Origin of the sequence: Guptibacillus hwajinpoensis (assembly GCF_005144865.1) — a bacterium.
In the GTDB taxonomy this organism is placed as follows: domain Bacteria; phylum Bacillota; class Bacilli; order Bacillales; family Guptibacillaceae; genus Guptibacillus; species Guptibacillus hwajinpoensis_A.
Map to the genome: position 1 here is coordinate 15,837 of NZ_SWFM01000005.1, position 17,803 is coordinate 33,639.

Below are 17,803 nucleotides of genomic sequence, written 5' to 3' on the forward strand. Positions count from 1 at the left end.
AAACTCGGGAGGAATGCTTGTGCATAACAATCTGCAAAACCTCATGTCGAAGAATATTGTGTCAGTTACTCCAGAGCAATCCATCCAGGAAGCGGCAGCATTAATGAATCAGTATAACATTGGTTCACTGCCAGTCATGAAAAACGGTCAGCTTTGTGGCATGGTTACCGATCGAGACATCACAACTCGAGCTACTGCTACTGGAGGAAATGCGAATTGTCAGGTGAGTCAGTGCATGTCTGATAACATCGTTTCTGCCACATCAAACATGAGTGCAGAAGAAGCAGCGGCCTTAATGGCACAGAACCAGATTCGACGCCTGCCTGTTGTTGAGAACAATCAGGTTGTGGGAATGGTATCGCTAGGTGATTTCGCTACGAAGACACCGGGTCAGCAAGAAGCGGGTACTGCACTATCTAGCATTTCTCAGAATAGAACGACACAAGTGTAAAGACAGAGAGGCTGACGGAAGTCAGTCTCTTCTATTTGAATAATCGTATGATAAAATTAGGGTAGAACGATGACTAAATAGGGTACATAGTAAAATAGATAGAGTGTGGAGGGAAAGCAGATGTCAGAATTAGACGTTTCGAAATTTGAGAAGAAGATTGAACTAAGATCCATACGTTATGAGGACATTGATGAAATTCTTGCGTTACAGAAAAAGTGTTTTCCCGGGATGGATCCGTGGAAACGAGATCATCTTGAGAGCCATTTGGATATTTTCCCTGAAGGCCAGTTTTGTGTAGAGCTTGAAGGAGAGATCATCGGTTCATGTTCTAGTCTAATGGTGAACTTTGATGAGTATGATGACCAGCACACTTGGGACGACATTACAGATGAAGGGTATATTACAAATCATAATCCAGATGGATATAACTTATATGGTATTGAAGTAATGGTTGATCCTAAGTACAGGAGAATGAAAATTGGCAAGCGACTTTATGATGCTCGTAAGGATCTCGCGCGAGAATTAAATGTAAAGAGTATTATTATTGGTGGTCGAATTCCGAATTACCATAAACATTCGGATGAAATGAAAGCTTCAGAATACGTAGAAGAAGTGAAATTCCAAAATATATACGATCCAGTGCTGACGTTCCAATTAATGAATGGATTTAACGTAATGAGGATTAATCCAAATTATTTACCGGACGATAAAGCTTCTAAGCAGTTTGCCACATTAATGGAATGGAATAATGTTGAGTATAAAGCCAAAACACGTAGGCATTTTAGATCCTCTTTCCCTGTTCGGATTTGTGCCATTCAATATGCAATGAAAAAAATCTCATCATTCGAAGAATTTGCGAATCAGTGCGAATACTACGTTGATGTAGCAGCTGACTTTGGATCTGATTTTGCTGTATTCCCTGAAATTTTTACAACACAGTTAATGTCATTCATGGATGAAAAGATTCCAAGTAAAGCCGTAAGACGTCTGACGGAATATACAGAGCCTTATATTGAACTATTTACGGATCTAGCTGTAAAGTACAATGTGAATATTATTGGTGGCTCTCACTTTGTTCTAGAAGATGAGAAAATTTATAATATCGCCTATTTATTTAGAAGAGATGGAACGATTGAAAAGCAATACAAAATTCATGTCACTCCTAATGAACGTCGCTGGTGGGGTATACATGGTTCAGATGGTATTGAAGTATTCGATACAGACTGTGGTAAGATTGCAATCCAAATTTGTTACGATATTGAATTCCCAGAGCTTGGACGAATTGCAACTGACAAAGGAGCAAATATTCTATTCACACCATTCTGTACTGATGACAGACAGGGATATCTTCGTGTACGTTACTGTGCGCAGGCTAGAGCTGTTGAGAACCAAATCTATACTGTAATTGCAGGTACGATTGGAAACCTCTCTCAGGTGGAGAATATGGACGTGCAGTACGCACAATCAGGTATATTCACTCCTTCAGACTTTGCGTTCTCAAGAGACGGCATTGCTGGTGAGTGCCATCCAAATATTGAAACAGTTGTTGTAGGTGATGTTGATCTTGAAATACTTAGAAGACAGCGCCAATCTGGAACAGTTCGTCAGCTCCGTGATCGAAGAAAAGATTTATATGAAATCCATTATAAGAAGTAAGCCGATACACGGCTTGCTTTTTTTGTGTCCAATTTGCCTCGTTTATTAAAAGAAAAAGTGATTTTTCTGAAATGTCATTGGCATATATTTCAATTCGTATTATGATGAATAAAGAAGTAGAGAGAATGTATACCAATCCTTAAAAATAGCAGGATTTTTGCTGATACTCTCGAATTTATACCATTACAGAAGATCTATATTACAGGAGGCCAAAATGGACTGGAAAAACGAATATCAACGATGGGCAACAGCGACTTCACTTGATGAGGAACTGAAAAGAGATCTTGAAGCTCTTAAAGGACAAGACAAAGCAATTGAGGATGCGTTCTATAAAAATCTTGAATTTGGAACAGGCGGTATGCGCGGTGAAATAGGACCGGGTACAAATCGGATGAATCTTTATACGATCCGCAAAGCGTCTGAAGGTCTTGCTCAATACATAGATGCACATGGTGAAGAATCAAAGAAACGCGGAGTAGCAATCGCGTATGATTCTCGTCACAAATCTCCTGAGTTCGCTATGGAAGCTGCAAAGACGCTTGCAACCCATGGCATTCAAACCTACGTATTTGAAGAGCTACGCCCCACTCCAGAGCTTTCATTTGCAGTAAGGAAGTTAAACGCCTACGCAGGTATCGTTATTACCGCAAGTCACAATCCTCCCGAATACAATGGATATAAGGTATATGGTGAAGACGGTGGCCAGTTACCACCTAAAGCAGCAGCAGAAGTTATTTCCTACGTTGATGGTGTTGCGAATGAATTAGAAGTACAAGTTGATTCAGAACAGAAGCTGAAAGATAACGGACTTATTCAGATGATTGGAGCAGAAATTGATGCTCAGTATATCGAAGAGTTAAAAACGCTTCGAGTTAATAAGAAGCTTCTTGAAGAAATGGGAGACCAACTGAAAATTGTATTTACTCCATTACATGGAACAGCAAACCTTCCTGTACGTGAAGGTCTTAAAGCATACGGGTTTAACCAAGTAACAGTTGTAGAAGAGCAGGAGCTACCTGATCCTAACTTCTCAACAGTTTCTTCACCAAATCCAGAAGAGCACGCAGCATTTGAGCTAGCTATTAAGTATGGTGAGAAACAAGATGCTGATATTCTTCTAGCGACAGACCCTGATGCGGATCGTGTTGGGGTGGCGGTTAAGAATAGAGAAGGACAGTACGTGGTGCTTACAGGTAATCAAACCGGGGCTCTTTTGCTGAACTATATCATTACTCAAAAGAAAGAAAATGGCGAATTACCAGAAAATGGTGCTGTTCTTAAAACAATTGTGACATCAGAGATTGGTCGCAAAATTGCGGAAGACAATGGGCTTACCTCTTATGATACATTGACTGGATTTAAATTTATTGGAGAGAAAATTAAAGAATTTGAAACATCAGGTGAACATACCTTCTTATTTGGATATGAAGAAAGCTACGGTTACCTGGTTGGTGACTTTGTACGTGACAAAGATGCTGTACAGGCCTGTCTCGTAGCAGCCGAAGTAGCTGCTTTCTATAAATCAAAAGGAATGACGCTTTATGAAGGATTGCTTGAGGTATTTGAGCAATATGGTTATTATCAGGAAGGACTTGAGTCGTTAACGCTGAAGGGTAAAGAAGGGGCTGAAAAGATTGTTTCCCTGCTTTCTCAATTCCGCGAACAGCCACCGACTGAAGCAGCCGGCCTAAGGGTGGATAGCGTAGAGGATTACGAAAGTGGTGTAAGAACTTATTTGGAGAAAGAAGCCACCGAGAAAATCGATCTTCCAAAGTCCAATGTATTGAAATACAAACTAGAAGACGGATCATGGTTCTGTCTCCGCCCTTCAGGAACTGAACCTAAAGTTAAATTTTACTTTGGCGTCAATAGTGACAATCTCGATAACAGTAAGAACAAACTTGATGAATTAAGAAAGTCTGTTATGAGTAAGGTTCACGACCGTTTGGGGTAACATAGTATTGTGAAAAAGAAAGCCAGGACGGATGTAATCCTGGCTTTTAATTGAATCAGTAAACATAAAGAAAACCGGCTTTATCAGCCGGTTTTTCTATTATTGGTGAAGTTGTTGTTTATTTAATTGATGTTCATATTCAGCTTTGTTCATACGAATGAGATTAAATACTTTGTCTTTCGTTTCGTTATCTAATTTCTCAAGAATTTTACCTGCTTTGTACTCGTTCGAGGTAACAATTTTTCGATAAATTTTTGATAACCGTTTATCATCTTCGGATAAATCCAAAGGGCACTGCCTCCTTTTATTTACCTAAACCTTTTTCCTATCCTTAAATTACGATTTATTTTACAATATATGAAGAGAAGTAGCAAGAAATTAATTTATTTATGACAGAATATTTGAAAATTACTTTTTATATAATTCAATTAGGAGGATTATTATGGAATATTCAAAAGAGATGAAAAACCGATTAAAGAGAGTAGAAGGTCAGATTAGAGGTGTTCTACGTATGATGGAAGAGGAAAAGGATTGTAAAGATGTAATAACTCAACTTTCTGCAAGCCGAACAGCGATAGATCGTACGATTGGATTAATTGTTGGATCTAATCTTGAAGAATGCTTGCGTGAACAATTGAGTAAAGGTGAATCAACGGAGGATGTTGTGAAACAAGCCGTTGAACTTCTAGTTAAAAGTCGATAGCATTCGGATGTGTCTAAAAGTATAAGTCTGTGAAGGTGAAAAACGTTCATGATTACTATCGGAAAAATTTCAGTTCCATAACAGTTTATATGGGCTGGGATTGGTATAATTTGTGCACTAATGATGATTTATTTGCTTGAGAAAAAATGGTACAACCGTTCATTGGCATCTTCTATTGCATATGAGTCGGTGATTTTTTTTGTGCTTGTTTGGAAAGTAAGCCTATTGTTTTTCGATCCAACACTTGTTTTTAAAACTCCATTATCCCTTGTCTATTTTACTAAAGATAGCTATGGTTTTGTGATGGCAATCTTCTTAAGTGTAGGGCATGTTGGGTGGAATCTCGAAGCTACACGAGCGAAGAAACATTTTATTTCTATTAGTAATAGCGATAGAGCTAACTTCAATCATTATTGCGGGATGTTCCTGGCTATATAATGATAAAAAGTATCTTGTTTATGCTTCTGCACGCGCTTCTTCTTGGTCTCTTACTTTTCACAAAACGATCCCAGTGGTTGTTTCTTGATCTTTTCCTCTGGGGAGGGATTCTATCTATCATTTTAGAATTTTACATTGGTGTGCCGATATTTCTAGGTCTATCAAATTGGCAGTGGATTAATCTTATTACTGGCGGGTGTGCAGCTTTTATTCTACTTTACTTGCATATGAGGAGGAGCTACGAATGAAACGATCGCTTTTGGGAATAGTTGTCCTTATTACACTTTTCACTATTGGTGTAGTTTCTTCTAATACGAGCAAGTCAGAAAAAAGTGAAGACCAAGAATTAACAGCACAGGTCTCAGGAGAACAAGAAGTTGGAATAAACGAAGGAAATGTAGCTCCTGATTTTACATTATATTCATTAGAAGGGCAGGAAGTGAGCCTTTCAGATTTCAGGGGGAAAGTTGTTTTTGTGAATTTCTGGGCAACCTGGTGTCCGCCTTGTAAAGCAGAAATGCCTCATATGGAAGAATTCTATAAAGAAAACGCTGAAAAATATGATGCAGAAATTCTTGCAGTAAATATTACGAGTGAGGAATCATCCTCCCTAATGGTCGAAGAATTCATTAAAGAATATGAGATTACGTTTCCTGTGCTTATGGATACCAAAGGAGAACAAGCAAAAACTTTTGCAACAATTACAATTCCTACTACGTATGTGATTGACAAAAATGGTATAATAATGAAAATACTAGTTGGACCAATGAGTAAAGAACGGATGATTAAACTAGCATCTTCTACTGAATAGAAGGTGCTAATAACTGATGGATAGCGACTGATCGTTCGTTTTATAGAACGAATATTGTCGAAAATTGTTAATTTAAATTATAAAAAGAACAGGTAGGGGTGTAAAAGGAGGGAAGTTGGCAGTGACAAGTTTAGCATCTGGAATTATGCTGCTATTCATACTGGGGTTTGTTCAATACAGTTGGTTATATGAACCAATCAACGGGGTAGCAATTGATTTTCAATCAAAGTGGTCTTATTATATTATTTCTACTACTTTAGGGGTTCTTGTTGGTTATTTAATTACGACTGGATTGCATTTTTCTTAGGGAAGAAAGCCTACTGATTCTAGTAGGCTTTCTTTCAATGCTAATGCAGTTCATAAATTGTATAGTCTCTTTTCGTATACTTTTGTTGCTATAAGCGTGGGTTAATTTCCGCTCCAGGATGCTCGCTTTCCGCGAGGCGGGTGGTGAGCATCCTTCCGTTCCAATTAGCTAAGTGTGGTTTTTTATATAAAAATTCTTTCAAAAGCAGCAATCTTTTAGGAAAGAGCCATTGTAAATGAGGATATGTTAATGTTCATCGCCCACCATTTTTCATCCTGTGGGCGATTTTTATATTATATTAGAAAGGAAATGAGCTATTATAGATGTTGGACTGCCATAATGGTAGGGGGAGAGACGAATGTCTATTCTAATAACCTATGCAAAGGAGAAATTACGTAATGGAGTTTTTAGAGGTTGATAACAAATGGCTTCAATTAGGAATCGCACTAGGAATTTTCCTTCTGTTTCTCATCATGCGGAAAATTTTCGCGAAATATATCTTTACGTTGTTTCTCAAAATCAGTAGAAAGTCTTCTAACGAGTTCTTTACGCATTTATTCCTAGCTTTTGAAAGACCAACCCGAATGCTTTTTGTCATTATTGGTTTATATATTTCTGTTCGATATGTACCGTTTTGGAATCATCATAATGATATTTTCCTTCAAATCATGCGTTCTTCTCTCATCTTTCTTGCATCATGGGGGTTGTATAATCTATCTTCTGCATCTTCGTTGTTTTTCAACACAGTCAATGATAAATACAATTTGAAAATTGATCAGTTGCTCATCCCATTTCTATCTAAGACGATTCGTTTCTTAATTGTAGCAATGACCTTCAGTGTTATTGCAGGTGAGTTTGATTACGATGTGAATGGATTTATTACAGGGCTTGGTCTTGGTGGTCTTGCCTTTGCACTTGCTGCAAAAGAAACAATTGAGAACTTCTTCGGCGGTATCGTCATTATTACAGAGAAACCGTTCTCGATTGGGGAATGGATCAAAACGCCTAGTGTTGAGGGTGTAGTTGAGGATATCACATTTAGAAGTACAAAAATTCGTACATTTGCTCAGGCGCTTGTTACCGTACCAAATGCGAGATTAGCAAATGAAAATATTACAAACTGGTCGAAGATGGGCAAACGTCAAATTACGTTTCATCTTGGTGTAACGTATGATACACCATCTGAACGGCTCGAAACCTGCATTAATCGTATCGAGAAGATGCTTCGAGATCATGACGATATTCATCCTGAAACTATTTTTGTATCCTTTGATGAGTTCAATCACAGTAGTCTTGATATCTTCTTATACTTCTTTACAAATACGACTACATGGGGTGACTTCTTAAGTGTGAAGCAGGATGTGAACTTTAAGATTATGAGAATACTTGAAGAAGAGCAAGTCTCCTTTGCATTTCCCACTCAAACACTTCATCTCGAGAATACATCTTCTAACAAAGAAGAAGAGAAAGTATATAACTAAATTTAAGACAGGTCCTTCAATGAAGGGCCTGTCTTTTCATTATGCACTTTTACTTTCAATAGCACCTTTATTTGGTTTACTAGCTGTAGTTTTCTTACTCCAAATTGTCGCAAGAATTGGTCCTGATAAATTATGCCAAACACTAAAAATCGCGCTTGGTACGGCGGCGATTGGGTTAAAGTGAGCCGCAGCCAGTGCTGCACCAAGTCCGGAATTTTGCATACCAACTTCGATCGAAATAGCGCGCTGATCGGATTCCTTCAAACGGAGTATCTTTGCAAGCCAGTAGCCTATGAGAAGCCCAAGAAGATTGTGAAGAATAACGATTGAAAAAATAATTAGACCAGTCTCAGCAATTCGATCCTTACTTGCCCCAATCACTGCGGCTACGATTGCAACGATAGAAATAACAGAAATAAGAGGGAGAGCTTTAACGCTTTGCTCCACTCTTTCTTTAAATATTAATTTAACAAAAAAACCAAGTGTAATTGGAATAACGACCATTTGAAAAATGGAGAGAAAAAGATCACCTGCTGAAACTGGTAACCATTGACTAGCTAATAATAATACGAGTGAAGGCGTTAATAGTGGTGCAAGCAGAGTAGAAACTGCTGTAATGGCTACTGACAGAGCTGTATTCCCTTTGGCAAGGTATGTCATGACATTAGAAGCTGTTCCGCCTGGACAGCATCCTACTAGTATAACGCCAACTGCTACTTCTGGAGGTAATTGAAACACAACGGCAAGTCCATAAGCAAGGAGCGGCATAATAATAAATTGAGCAGCTACACCAATCGCAACGCTTTTAGGTTGTTTAACCACTCCTTTAAAATCACTTCCTGACAAGGTCATACCCATACCAAACATAATAATACCAAGCAAAATCGTTATGTAGGACGTGATCCATGTAAAACCTTCTGGGAAAAGATACCCGAGCACAGCAAAGAGAAGAACCCATACTGCAAATGTATTTCCTGCAAATCGACTGGCATTTTCAAGTAGCTTCAAATCATCAACTCCCTTACAAAATTTATCCTTGATTATACTCTTAATAATAGAATTTTCAATAGATTTAAAAAATGCTGTTAAGTAGCTTGTTTTTAATCCCTCTAATCATGAACCTACCTGTCCGGTCATACATATTAGTAAGCAATCCTTTAGGAGGGAATGACATGACTACAGAGAAAGAAATTTTTTTCGCTATTGAAGAGATTACAGAGATAGCGAAAGGATTTGGGCTTGATTATTATCCTATGCGTTATGAGATTTGTCCTGCAGATATTATTTATACGTTCGGTGCTTATGGAATGCCTACGCGCTTTTCACATTGGAGTTTCGGTAAACAATTTCATAAAATGAAACTTCAATATGACCTTGGCTTAAGCAAAATTTACGAACTAGTTATTAATTCTGATCCCTGTTATGCGTTTCTGTTAGATACAAACAGTTTAATTCAGAATAAGCTTATTATTGCTCATGTACTTGCTCACTGCGATTTCTTTAAAAATAATGTTCGGTTCTCTAATACGAGGAGAGATATGGTTGAAAGCATGACTGCAACTGCTGAACGTGTTGCTTACTATGAACATCATTATGGTAAAGAGGAAGTAGAAAATTTCTTGGACGCTGTGCTCTCGATTCAAGAGCATATTGATCCATCCATTATGCGACCGAGATTAACTTACAGTACTGACGCAAATGATGTACCGTCAGTAAGGCCTGACTCTCCATATAATGATTTATGGTCACTTGATAAAGAAGGTATGAAGGACGAGCCAGCTCCAAAAAAGAAGAAGAAGTTTCCACCTCATCCCGAGAAGGATCTTTTGCTATTCATACAAGAAAACAGTACTGAACTAGAAGATTGGCAAAGGGACATTATGACTATGATGCGTGAGGAAATGCTTTATTTCTGGCCACAACTTGAAACAAAGATCATGAATGAAGGATGGGCGAGTTATTGGCATCAACGCATTTTACGAGAAATGGATTTAACAACAGATGAAGCGATAGAGTTTGCTTCCCTTAATGCGAATGTTGTTCAGCCTTCCAAAACGCGTATTAATCCTTATTACCTTGGACTTAAAATCTTTGAACATATTGAAGAAGTATACGATAATCCAACGGAAGAAATGAAGCGAAGAGGGTTTATGCCTGGTGGTGGCAGAGAGAAAATGTTTGAGGTTCGTGAAGTAGAAGCGGATATTTCGTTTATTCGAAATTACTTAACCAAAGATCTTGTGTATAGAGAAGACTTATATTTATTCCAGAAGAAAGGTCGTGACTACAAAATAGTTGATAAAGAATGGGAACACATTCGAGATCAACTTGTTACGATGAGAGTGAACGGAGGCTTCCCATATTTAACGGTTACAGATGGGAATTACATGAAAGCTGGAGAGATGTACGTGCATCATTCATTTGAAGATACTGAACTTGACCTCCAATATTTAGAACGAGTTCTGCCATACATTCATCAATTGTGGGGCCGTCCTGTTCATATGGAAACGAGAGTAGAGGATAAAGAAGTATTATTTTCTTATGACGGAAAGAAATTGCACCGGAGATACTTATAGAAGATGGATGTTATTTCTGATTTAACAGATCATTTCTGGAGTTATATTGTATTCATTAGTGTTGCAGGGGCACTTGGCGGTGTTGGTAATGTTCTTATGTCTGGAGAATTCCAACCCTGGCGAAAGATTGTTAATCAACAATCTAAGACGATTCATTATAGCATTGGATCGTTGAAGGAGCCCTTCATTGGGGCGGTAGGGGGAATATTAACCACACTTTTGTTTATTGAGAGTGGGACTGGACAATATTTATTATATCTCTCAATGTTAACAGGATTTGGGAGTAGTGCTTTTTTAAAAAGGTACATTGATCAGAAAACAAATCAAATTATTGAGGAAAGTAACATTAAAATTAATGGGGAAAACATTCAAACATATCAACTAACAGATGAACATTCTACAACTCCAGTTGTAAAAGGAGTCATGTCACAGCCCCCTGTTTATTTAACAGAAGAGGAGGTAAATCGCCTCACTTTGCTTCAGTGCAATTTAGCTGAATCAATCGGGCCAAGAGAAGCAAAAGTTTTTCAGTCAGAAATCAATGCGTTACTGAATAACGGAAGACAGCGAGCGTTTTAGTTCTATGCAACTGTTTAATTTTATACAAAATAGAAGGAGCTGATTATTTCAGCTCCTTCTATTTTGTATAAATGGATATATAGGTATTTCATTTTGGACATGCTTTCATATAAACTAGAAGGAGTATCAAGAATAGAACGTGTGAAGATTCTCAATAATGGATGATATAGGAAAAGAGATTGACACTTACCTTATTTGAGTTAAGATAGGGATGGTGATTATCTAATCTTTAAGGGGCAGTAGAACCTTTACCTCAAAACAGGTGAGGCAACTGCCCCTTTAAGTCCTATATATTAAGCTAACCAATAGAGGGAATAAAGCCCCTCAAACCAAGGTTTCACTATTATGAAAAGGCTGTGGATGCTTTGTTACGATCTCGTTTTCGACGCATACGATTAACCTCTGTACAGTTAATTGTTTTATTCTATTTATTGGCGGTAACGATTTCTACTTTTTTAATCGGCTTACCTATAGCACATCAGCCAGGAGTTGAGCTGTCCTTTATTGATGCGCTTTTTACTGCCGTTAGTGCTGTAAGTGTAACTGGTCTTACTGTTGTATCCACAGCGGATACATTCAGTGTACCGGGTATTTTTATCATTGCTTTCGTGCTGCAAATTGGTGGAATCGGAATAATGACCCTAGGAACTTTTGTGTGGCTAGTTATGGGCAAAAAGATTGGGCTAAAGGAACGTCAGCTTATTATGACGGACCAAAACCAATCCACTTTGTCCGGATTAGTTCAACTGATGAAGCAAATACTTGGTTTAATCTTCATCATTGAGCTTGTCGGTGCACTTGTCCTTGGTACTTATTACCTTCGGTTCTTTGAAACTTGGCAAGAAGCCTATTTGCAGGGATTCTTTGCTTCAGTCAGTGCAACAACAAATGGTGGTTTTGATATAACAGGACAATCTCTTCAACCATTTGCACATGATTACTTTGTACAATTTATTCATACATTGTTAATTGTAACCGGAGCAATCGGATTTCCTGTATTGATTGAAGTGAAAAACTTTCTATTCTCAAGACAAAACAGCTATCGTTATAAATTTTCTTTGTTTACGAAACTCACAACGATGACGTTCTTAGTGCTTGTTGTTTCAGGGGCCATTCTCATATGGGCATTTGAAGCAACATCATTTTTTGCAGACAAGAAGTGGCACGAGACGTTTTTCTATTCAATGTTTCAATCCGTTACAACTCGAAGTGGCGGTCTCTCAACAATGGATGTGAATGAGTTTCAGGAGCCAACACAGCTGCTTATGTCTGCACTGATGTTTATCGGTGCTTCACCAAGTAGTGTAGGCGGCGGTGTTCGTACAACAACATTTGCCATAGTTTTGCTTGCGATTTTCTTTTTTGCAAAGGGTGCGACATCCATTAAAGTATTTGGTCGGGAACTACATCATGAAGACATCCACAAAGCATTTGTTGTCTTTTCTGTTGCGATTATTGTGTGGAGCATTGGCATTGTGACACTTTCATTCTCAGAACCATTTCCGATTGTAGCGATTATTTTTGAAGTATCTTCAGCGTTTGGTACGACAGGACTATCAATGGGTATTACTCCTGGTCTAAGTACATTTGGCAAAATCGTTATTATGTGTCTAATGTTTATTGGACGGATTGGAATTCTTTCATTCTTATTCCTAATTCGTGGAACGGTTCTACGTGAGCGATACCACTATCCAACTGAACGCGTCATTATTGGTTAAAAGTAAGAGGGATAACTCCTCTTACTTTTTTTTTTGAGTATTTTTGTACATGGTCATAATTACCAATTCTTTTTGGTATATAAAAAGTAAGATTTCACAAACTAGTTGTACAAAGGAGGTGATTGACATGGCTCAACAACAAAGCAGACAAGGAAGCTCTAACAACCTTGTAGTACCTGGTGTAGCTCAAGCTATCGACCAGATGAAGTATGAAATCGCAACTGAATTCGGAGTACAACTTGGTCCGGACTCAACTTCTCGCGCTAACGGATCTGTTGGTGGAGAAATCACTAAGCGTTTGGTTCAAATGGCTGAACAACAGCTTGGCGGTTACCAAAAATAATTATATACCATGGCTGTAAGGGGTGGACAAGTCCATCCCTTCTTACGTCATTCAGTACATAAGAATGGGGGATATCGATGACGTTTGAATGTCCACTTTGCAATAGTTTTGCGGCGATTCAGCTTGTATGTCACATATGTGAGTCTATTCCGTTAGTAGATCAAGGAAGAGAAGCAGATTTTTATGATGATTACAGTCCATATGAACCAATTGAGTCGGTAAAACAAAATGATGGATATCAAGATAACGCTCATGAATGTCCTCACGTTTTAGCATGTCCTACATGTGGAATGAGCGATGTCTACTTAATAGAAGAGTGGATGACATAGAAAAGACTGTATGAGAGCTTAGCAAAAAGAGCTGCCTAACTTAGGCAGCTCTTTTCATGAGGATGGAATATATAATCTTTTTTCTAGAATGCTTTGTATAATGTTAAGGATGGTTGTGAAGAACCAATAAATTAGTGCTGCTGTTAATAAAATCGGTAAAACTTTATAAGTAGATGCAGCTAGCTGATCAGCATTATACGTTAGCTCAGAGATTGTAAGTACAGAAGCAAGTGAAGAAGCTTTAACGATGTCAATCAACGAATTCCATACAGGTGGAATAGCTCTTCGCCATGCTTGGGGTAATATAACCTCTTTATAAATTAATGATTTCTTCATACCGAGCGACATAGCTGCTTCCCATTGTCCTTTTGAAAGGGATAGGATGGCTGCACGAAATGATTCGGATATATAGGCACCAAAGTGCAGAATCAGTCCAGTGTATGCTGCCTGCCATGCTGTTAGTTCGATATTAACTGAAACAAGTCCGTAGTATAGAATGAATAACTGTATAAGCAAAGGCGTGCCTCTAAAGAACGATACGTATAGTTTTGCTACTCCTATTGCAACTTTGTTTTTCGACAAACGTAACAAGGCGATGACTAAACCAACAATTAAGGCACCAAATATAGAGAAAAAACTAAGGAGAAGAGTATTCTTAGCCCCTTCTAATAGAAAAGGCAAAGAATTAATTAAAACATCCATTGTATCACTCACTTACATTCTCTCCAGCGAAATACTTCTTAGATAGTTCTTCTAGAGTGCCATCTTCTTTCATTTCTTTTAATGCACCATTAATTTTCTCAATCAAGTCATCGTTTCCTTTTGGTAAAGCAAAGGCCATTTCTGTTTCATTAAAAGTTTCTCCAACGCCTTTGACTTTATAATCTTGTTCAGAGAGTTCAGTTAGAATAAAAAGACGATCATTCATGGCAGCATCGATGTTACGACCACTGCTTAAGTCAGTTAACACTTGGTTAGCGCCTTTATAAATTTTTGTTTCAGCTCCTGCTTCTTCAGCAGCCTGTGCGTAGTTACTACCTTGTGTTGTACCAACTGTTTTGTCTTTGAGATCGTCAATTCCTTTAATGTCATTGTTGTCCTCGTTAACGATAACCTGGCCACCAGAATAAGTGTAAGGTGATGTGAAGTCGAATTGTTCTTTACGCTCATCTGTAATGGTTACCTGATTCGCTACCATATCAATGCGTTCTGTCTCAAGAGAAGAGAGTAGGCCTTTCCATTCAATCGCTTTAAATTCAGGCTCCATGCCAATTCTGTTGGCTACTTCGCGTGCAACTTCTACGTCGTATCCTGTGATTTCATTATTATCATCTCGATAACTGAATGGTGGATAAGTTGCTTCTGTACCAATTAGAAGCGTTTCTTTATTATCTGAAGAGTCTTCTCCTGCATTATCAGTATCTTGATTACTGCCACATGCCGCAAGCATGCTGAGTGTTAGAACGAATATCAAACTTAGTATCCATTTTTTATTCAAAATAAATCCCCCTTAATTCCTACAAAATTGATGTGAATTATAGGTTTATTGTAGTCAGGATTCGATGGAAAGTCAATCTCGAAACATTATTGACGTGAATTCTATTATTCATGCATTATGTCACCATAAAAAAACACTTCCTCAAAATAGAGGAAGTGTTTCAACTACACGTTACTTAATACGAAGTTCTGACTCAGTATCGAAGAAATGACACTTATTCATATTGAAAGCAAGGCTGATGTTTTGTCCGTTTTGCATATCTGTACGAGAATCAACGCGTGCAACGAAATCTTGGTCAGCTAATTTCGAGTAGAGGTACGTTTCAGCACCCATTAGTTCAGCTACGTCGATGACTGCATTTACTTTTGTATCCTGAGAAGACTCAATAAATACTGGCTCATCATGAATGTCCTCTGGACGAATACCAAGCATAACCTCTTTGTTTAAGTATCCATTTTCACGTAGCGTTTTCATTTTTCCTTCAGGTACTTTCACTTTAACGTCGTCCATTTTAAAGTTTCCATCTTCAAGTGTTCCGCGGAAGAAGTTCATAGCAGGAGATCCAATAAAGCCACCAACGAAGACATTATCAGGTGCATCATATACTTCTTTAGGTGAACCAACCTGTTGAATAACGCCATCTTTCATAATAACGATACGTGTTGCCATCGTCATAGCTTCTGTTTGGTCATGTGTTACGTAAATTGTTGTCGTCTGCAAGCGCTGGTGAAGTTTAGAAATTTCAGCACGCATCTGTACACGTAGCTTTGCATCAAGGTTTGAAAGAGGCTCATCCATTAAGAATACTTTAGGATCACGAACAATTGCACGTCCTAGTGCAACACGCTGACGCTGACCACCTGAAAGTGCTTTAGGCTTACGATCAAGAAGACTTTCAAGACCAAGGATGCGAGCAGCATCTGTAACGCGACGCTCGATTTCTTTTTTGTCGAATTTACGAAGCTTTAATCCAAATGCCATGTTGTCGTATACATTCATATGTGGATAAAGGGCGTAGTTCTGGAATACCATTGCAATATCACGATCTTTAGGTGCTACGTCATTCACGCGACGATCTCCAATAACAAGGTCACCATCTGAAATATCTTCAAGACCCGCGATCATACGAAGTGTTGTTGATTTACCACAACCAGAAGGGCCAACGAAAACGATGAATTCTTTATCTTTAATATCTAAGTTAAAATCCTTAACTGCTTCGAATTTATTATCATATCTTTTGTAAATGTGATTGAGTGTAATTTCTGCCATTGTAAAAGCCTCCTAAGAATTGAACTCTTTTGCTAGTTCTAAGTCTACTTTATGAAAACGCTATCGTAAATTGGAAGCGTGCACAAAAAAATTGGAGGGTTTTGTGCAGTATGAACGAAAAAGCTCGTATAAAGTTACAAATAAAGAAAGAACTGCGTTTTATCAACGCAGTTCTTGAGCTAGAAGGGATAAATAGACCATTACCGCTCCTTTAAAACTCTTCACGTCTATTCCAGTTTTCTCAATGAATTTATCTACACGGTATTGAAGACTGTTTCTATGTACGTACAGCTGTTTAGCTGCAAGCGTGATGTTTAAATTACATTCCAAATATATTCGAATGCTCTTCACTAATTCAACATCTTCCTGAACAGGTTCAATTAGTTTTATTAAATATTGAATGGTATCTGTACTTGCTTCATTGAAGAGAATAGCGGGAATAAGATCCTGGTGAGTAAAGACCAGTTGGGAAGGAAATAAGTTCAATCCTGAAGAGAACCACTTCTTTTCGGAATTATAAATGCGTGTTAAACTCCTTTTCTCCGTTTGTTGAATCGTTTGCCCAACGAACAGAGCCATGCCAGTAAAGAAGTCAGCTGTAAGTGCAGCAGCCATTTGTTCAAGATCATGAACACTTTCTCCATCTATCGCATTCAATTGAATAAGAAGTCCTTCTTTTTCATTTTCAAAAAGTAAGATCGTTTCCTCGGAAAATAACCCTGTCATTGCTTCTCTGAAATCGAGAAGATCAGAGGGAGCCTCCTTTAAGTAGAAATGGATGTATCGTATAGGAGCTTTAATATTAAGGTCCACATTCGGGTCCTCATGAAATAAGAAGGAAGCCCATTTCTTCTGAGTAGGATTTAACTCTTCTTCAAGTCGTATAGTGGGAAAAAGAGCGTTGAGTAGGCTTTTCTCTCGTGATGTTAATCGAGTTTTACGGATACCAAACCGTTCTCCCTCAGGAGTTCTGTACCAGAAAAATTGTTCTGGCTGATCCGTTCTAATTGTATAATCGTTTCCATATAAATCAGCTAGTTTTGTATTTATAAGGAGCCCTCCTTTCTAATCAGTATCCTTTAGTATAACGCAACACTTCTAACAAATTAATACAAGGTGGAGAAATAGAAAGAACCTCTGTAGGTGGCAGAGGTTCGAAAGTATTATTTTTTGCTAATCGGGATTAATTTTACTTCTTCTTTGAACGAGGAGGTTCCTGTTCCATAAGCGGTGTGGCTTCTTCAATCTGAGCCTGCTTATAGCTATGGTGAACAGCTCCACCAGCCATTCCTTCATTGACCATACGATCAATATCCATATCGTATTTATCTCGACCTTCATACATAGAATCTTCAACTTTTTTCTTGGTCAAAATCCTTCAACCCCCTGTTTAGTTAGATAGGGTTAGTATGAGGATATACAGATATAATTATGAATCTTATTTCTCATAGACATGGAAAAGCATTAACTCATGTATTTGAGATTGGAGCTTTTCCTGCTCAGACTCAGGAGGAGCAGGTTCAAACCAATCAAATTTACCGTTGTGAAGATAAAGTGCACGGTAATAGGCACCCTGGTAGAAAAATGAGATCTCCCATTTTGGTTTTCTTGCTTTTAATCCAACTGATTTATATTGAAAATGTGAAAACATTTTACTCCCCCATACATCGTTTTTCTTAATCATAACATA

The 17,803-nt window shown here is 38.1% G+C and carries 20 protein-coding genes; 12 read left to right on the forward strand and 8 right to left on the reverse strand.

The annotated features are described in order from the left end of the window. The first annotated feature begins 13 nt into the window (after positions 1 to 13). The 3 genes from FBF83_RS15695 to FBF83_RS15705 all read left to right on the forward strand — a co-directional run bounded on the left by FBF83_RS15695 (position 14) and on the right by FBF83_RS15705 (position 4,061). Positions 14 to 451, forward strand: a complete 438-nt coding sequence (locus FBF83_RS15695) for a CBS domain-containing protein (protein ID WP_136948292.1) — start codon at positions 14 to 16, stop codon at positions 449 to 451. Positions 452 to 571: 120 nt separating this feature from the next. Beyond that, the gene (locus FBF83_RS15700) at positions 572 to 2,107 is read left to right on the forward strand and encodes a bifunctional GNAT family N-acetyltransferase/carbon-nitrogen hydrolase family protein (protein ID WP_136948097.1); all 1,536 of its coding nucleotides are present in this window, start codon (positions 572 to 574) and stop codon (positions 2,105 to 2,107) included. Positions 2,108 to 2,321: 214 nt separating this feature from the next. Beyond that, positions 2,322 to 4,061, forward strand: a complete 1,740-nt coding sequence (locus FBF83_RS15705) for a phospho-sugar mutase (RefSeq protein WP_136948098.1) — start codon at positions 2,322 to 2,324, stop codon at positions 4,059 to 4,061. A 99-nt stretch (positions 4,062 to 4,160) separates the two neighbouring features. Here the strand turns inward: FBF83_RS15705 and FBF83_RS15710 are convergent, their stop codons facing one another. Beyond that, a complete protein-coding gene (locus tag FBF83_RS15710; protein ID WP_136948099.1) occupies positions 4,161 to 4,349 on the reverse strand; it encodes a hypothetical protein in 189 nt (62 codons plus the stop codon). Positions 4,350 to 4,503: 154 nt separating this feature from the next. Here FBF83_RS15710 and FBF83_RS15715 point away from each other — a divergent pair, with 154 nt between their 5' ends. The 4 genes from FBF83_RS15715 (at position 4,504) to FBF83_RS15730 (ending at position 7,801) form a co-directional block, all read left to right on the forward strand. After that, a complete protein-coding gene (locus FBF83_RS15715; protein ID WP_136948100.1) occupies positions 4,504 to 4,764 on the forward strand; it encodes a metal-sensitive transcriptional regulator in 261 nt (86 codons plus the stop codon). Between the two features lie 682 nt (positions 4,765 to 5,446). After that, entirely contained in the window at positions 5,447 to 6,013 is a 567-nt protein-coding gene (locus tag FBF83_RS15720) for a peroxiredoxin family protein (protein ID WP_136948101.1), read from the forward strand. Positions 6,014 to 6,134: 121 nt separating this feature from the next. Next, positions 6,135 to 6,320: a hypothetical protein gene (locus tag FBF83_RS15725; RefSeq protein ID WP_136948102.1), complete on the forward strand. Its 186-nt coding sequence runs from the start codon at positions 6,135 to 6,137 to the stop codon at positions 6,318 to 6,320. Between the two features lie 398 nt (positions 6,321 to 6,718). Beyond that, positions 6,719 to 7,801: a mechanosensitive ion channel family protein gene (locus tag FBF83_RS15730; protein ID WP_136948103.1), complete on the forward strand. Its 1,083-nt coding sequence runs from the start codon at positions 6,719 to 6,721 to the stop codon at positions 7,799 to 7,801. Between the two features lie 39 nt (positions 7,802 to 7,840). Here FBF83_RS15730 and FBF83_RS15735 read toward each other — a convergent pair whose 3' ends face one another. Next, entirely contained in the window at positions 7,841 to 8,809 is a 969-nt protein-coding gene (locus FBF83_RS15735; RefSeq protein ID WP_136948104.1) for a bile acid:sodium symporter family protein, read from the reverse strand. A gap of 164 nt (positions 8,810 to 8,973) precedes the next feature. On the opposite strand from FBF83_RS15735, the gene FBF83_RS15740 reads away from it, so the two are divergent. The 5 genes from FBF83_RS15740 to FBF83_RS15760 all read left to right on the forward strand — a co-directional run bounded on the left by FBF83_RS15740 (position 8,974) and on the right by FBF83_RS15760 (position 13,346). Further along, positions 8,974 to 10,377 (forward strand): SpoVR family protein, encoded by a 1,404-nt coding sequence (locus FBF83_RS15740; RefSeq protein WP_136948105.1) that lies wholly within the window; start codon positions 8,974 to 8,976, stop codon positions 10,375 to 10,377. 3 nt (positions 10,378 to 10,380) lie between these two features. Further along, complete coding sequence (locus FBF83_RS15745) at positions 10,381 to 10,956, forward strand: hypothetical protein (RefSeq protein WP_136948106.1); 576 nt, start codon at positions 10,381 to 10,383, stop codon at positions 10,954 to 10,956. Between the two features lie 365 nt (positions 10,957 to 11,321). Beyond that, positions 11,322 to 12,674 (forward strand): TrkH family potassium uptake protein, encoded by a 1,353-nt coding sequence (locus FBF83_RS15750; RefSeq protein ID WP_240688131.1) that lies wholly within the window; start codon positions 11,322 to 11,324, stop codon positions 12,672 to 12,674. Between the two features lie 127 nt (positions 12,675 to 12,801). Beyond that, positions 12,802 to 13,017: an alpha/beta-type small acid-soluble spore protein gene (locus tag FBF83_RS15755; protein ID WP_048313244.1), complete on the forward strand. Its 216-nt coding sequence runs from the start codon at positions 12,802 to 12,804 to the stop codon at positions 13,015 to 13,017. A gap of 77 nt (positions 13,018 to 13,094) precedes the next feature. Then, entirely contained in the window at positions 13,095 to 13,346 is a 252-nt protein-coding gene (locus FBF83_RS15760) for a hypothetical protein (RefSeq protein ID WP_136948108.1), read from the forward strand. A gap of 54 nt (positions 13,347 to 13,400) precedes the next feature. Here FBF83_RS15760 and FBF83_RS15765 read toward each other — a convergent pair whose 3' ends face one another. The 6 genes from FBF83_RS15765 to FBF83_RS15790 all read right to left on the reverse strand — a co-directional run bounded on the left by FBF83_RS15765 (position 13,401) and on the right by FBF83_RS15790 (position 17,764). Beyond that, positions 13,401 to 14,060 (reverse strand): amino acid ABC transporter permease, encoded by a 660-nt coding sequence (locus FBF83_RS15765; protein WP_240688132.1) that lies wholly within the window; start codon positions 14,058 to 14,060, stop codon positions 13,401 to 13,403. Beyond that, positions 14,053 to 14,844 (reverse strand): transporter substrate-binding domain-containing protein, encoded by a 792-nt coding sequence (locus FBF83_RS15770; RefSeq protein WP_240688133.1) that lies wholly within the window; start codon positions 14,842 to 14,844, stop codon positions 14,053 to 14,055. Before FBF83_RS15770 ends, FBF83_RS15765 begins: the two co-directional genes overlap by 8 nt. A 171-nt stretch (positions 14,845 to 15,015) precedes the next feature. Then, positions 15,016 to 16,113 carry an ABC transporter ATP-binding protein gene (locus tag FBF83_RS15775; RefSeq protein WP_136948109.1) on the reverse strand — a complete coding sequence of 366 codons (1,098 nt, stop codon included), beginning with the start codon at positions 16,111 to 16,113 and terminating at the stop codon, positions 15,016 to 15,018. Between the two features lie 162 nt (positions 16,114 to 16,275). After that, positions 16,276 to 16,926: a PucR family transcriptional regulator gene (locus tag FBF83_RS15780; protein ID WP_136948110.1), complete on the reverse strand. Its 651-nt coding sequence runs from the start codon at positions 16,924 to 16,926 to the stop codon at positions 16,276 to 16,278. Positions 16,927 to 17,302: 376 nt separating this feature from the next. Next, positions 17,303 to 17,485 carry a hypothetical protein gene (locus FBF83_RS15785; RefSeq protein WP_136948111.1) on the reverse strand — a complete coding sequence of 61 codons (183 nt, stop codon included), beginning with the start codon at positions 17,483 to 17,485 and terminating at the stop codon, positions 17,303 to 17,305. Between the two features lie 66 nt (positions 17,486 to 17,551). Beyond that, a complete protein-coding gene (locus tag FBF83_RS15790; RefSeq protein ID WP_136948112.1) occupies positions 17,552 to 17,764 on the reverse strand; it encodes a DUF5342 family protein in 213 nt (70 codons plus the stop codon). Between the last annotated feature and the right edge of the window lie 39 nt (positions 17,765 to 17,803).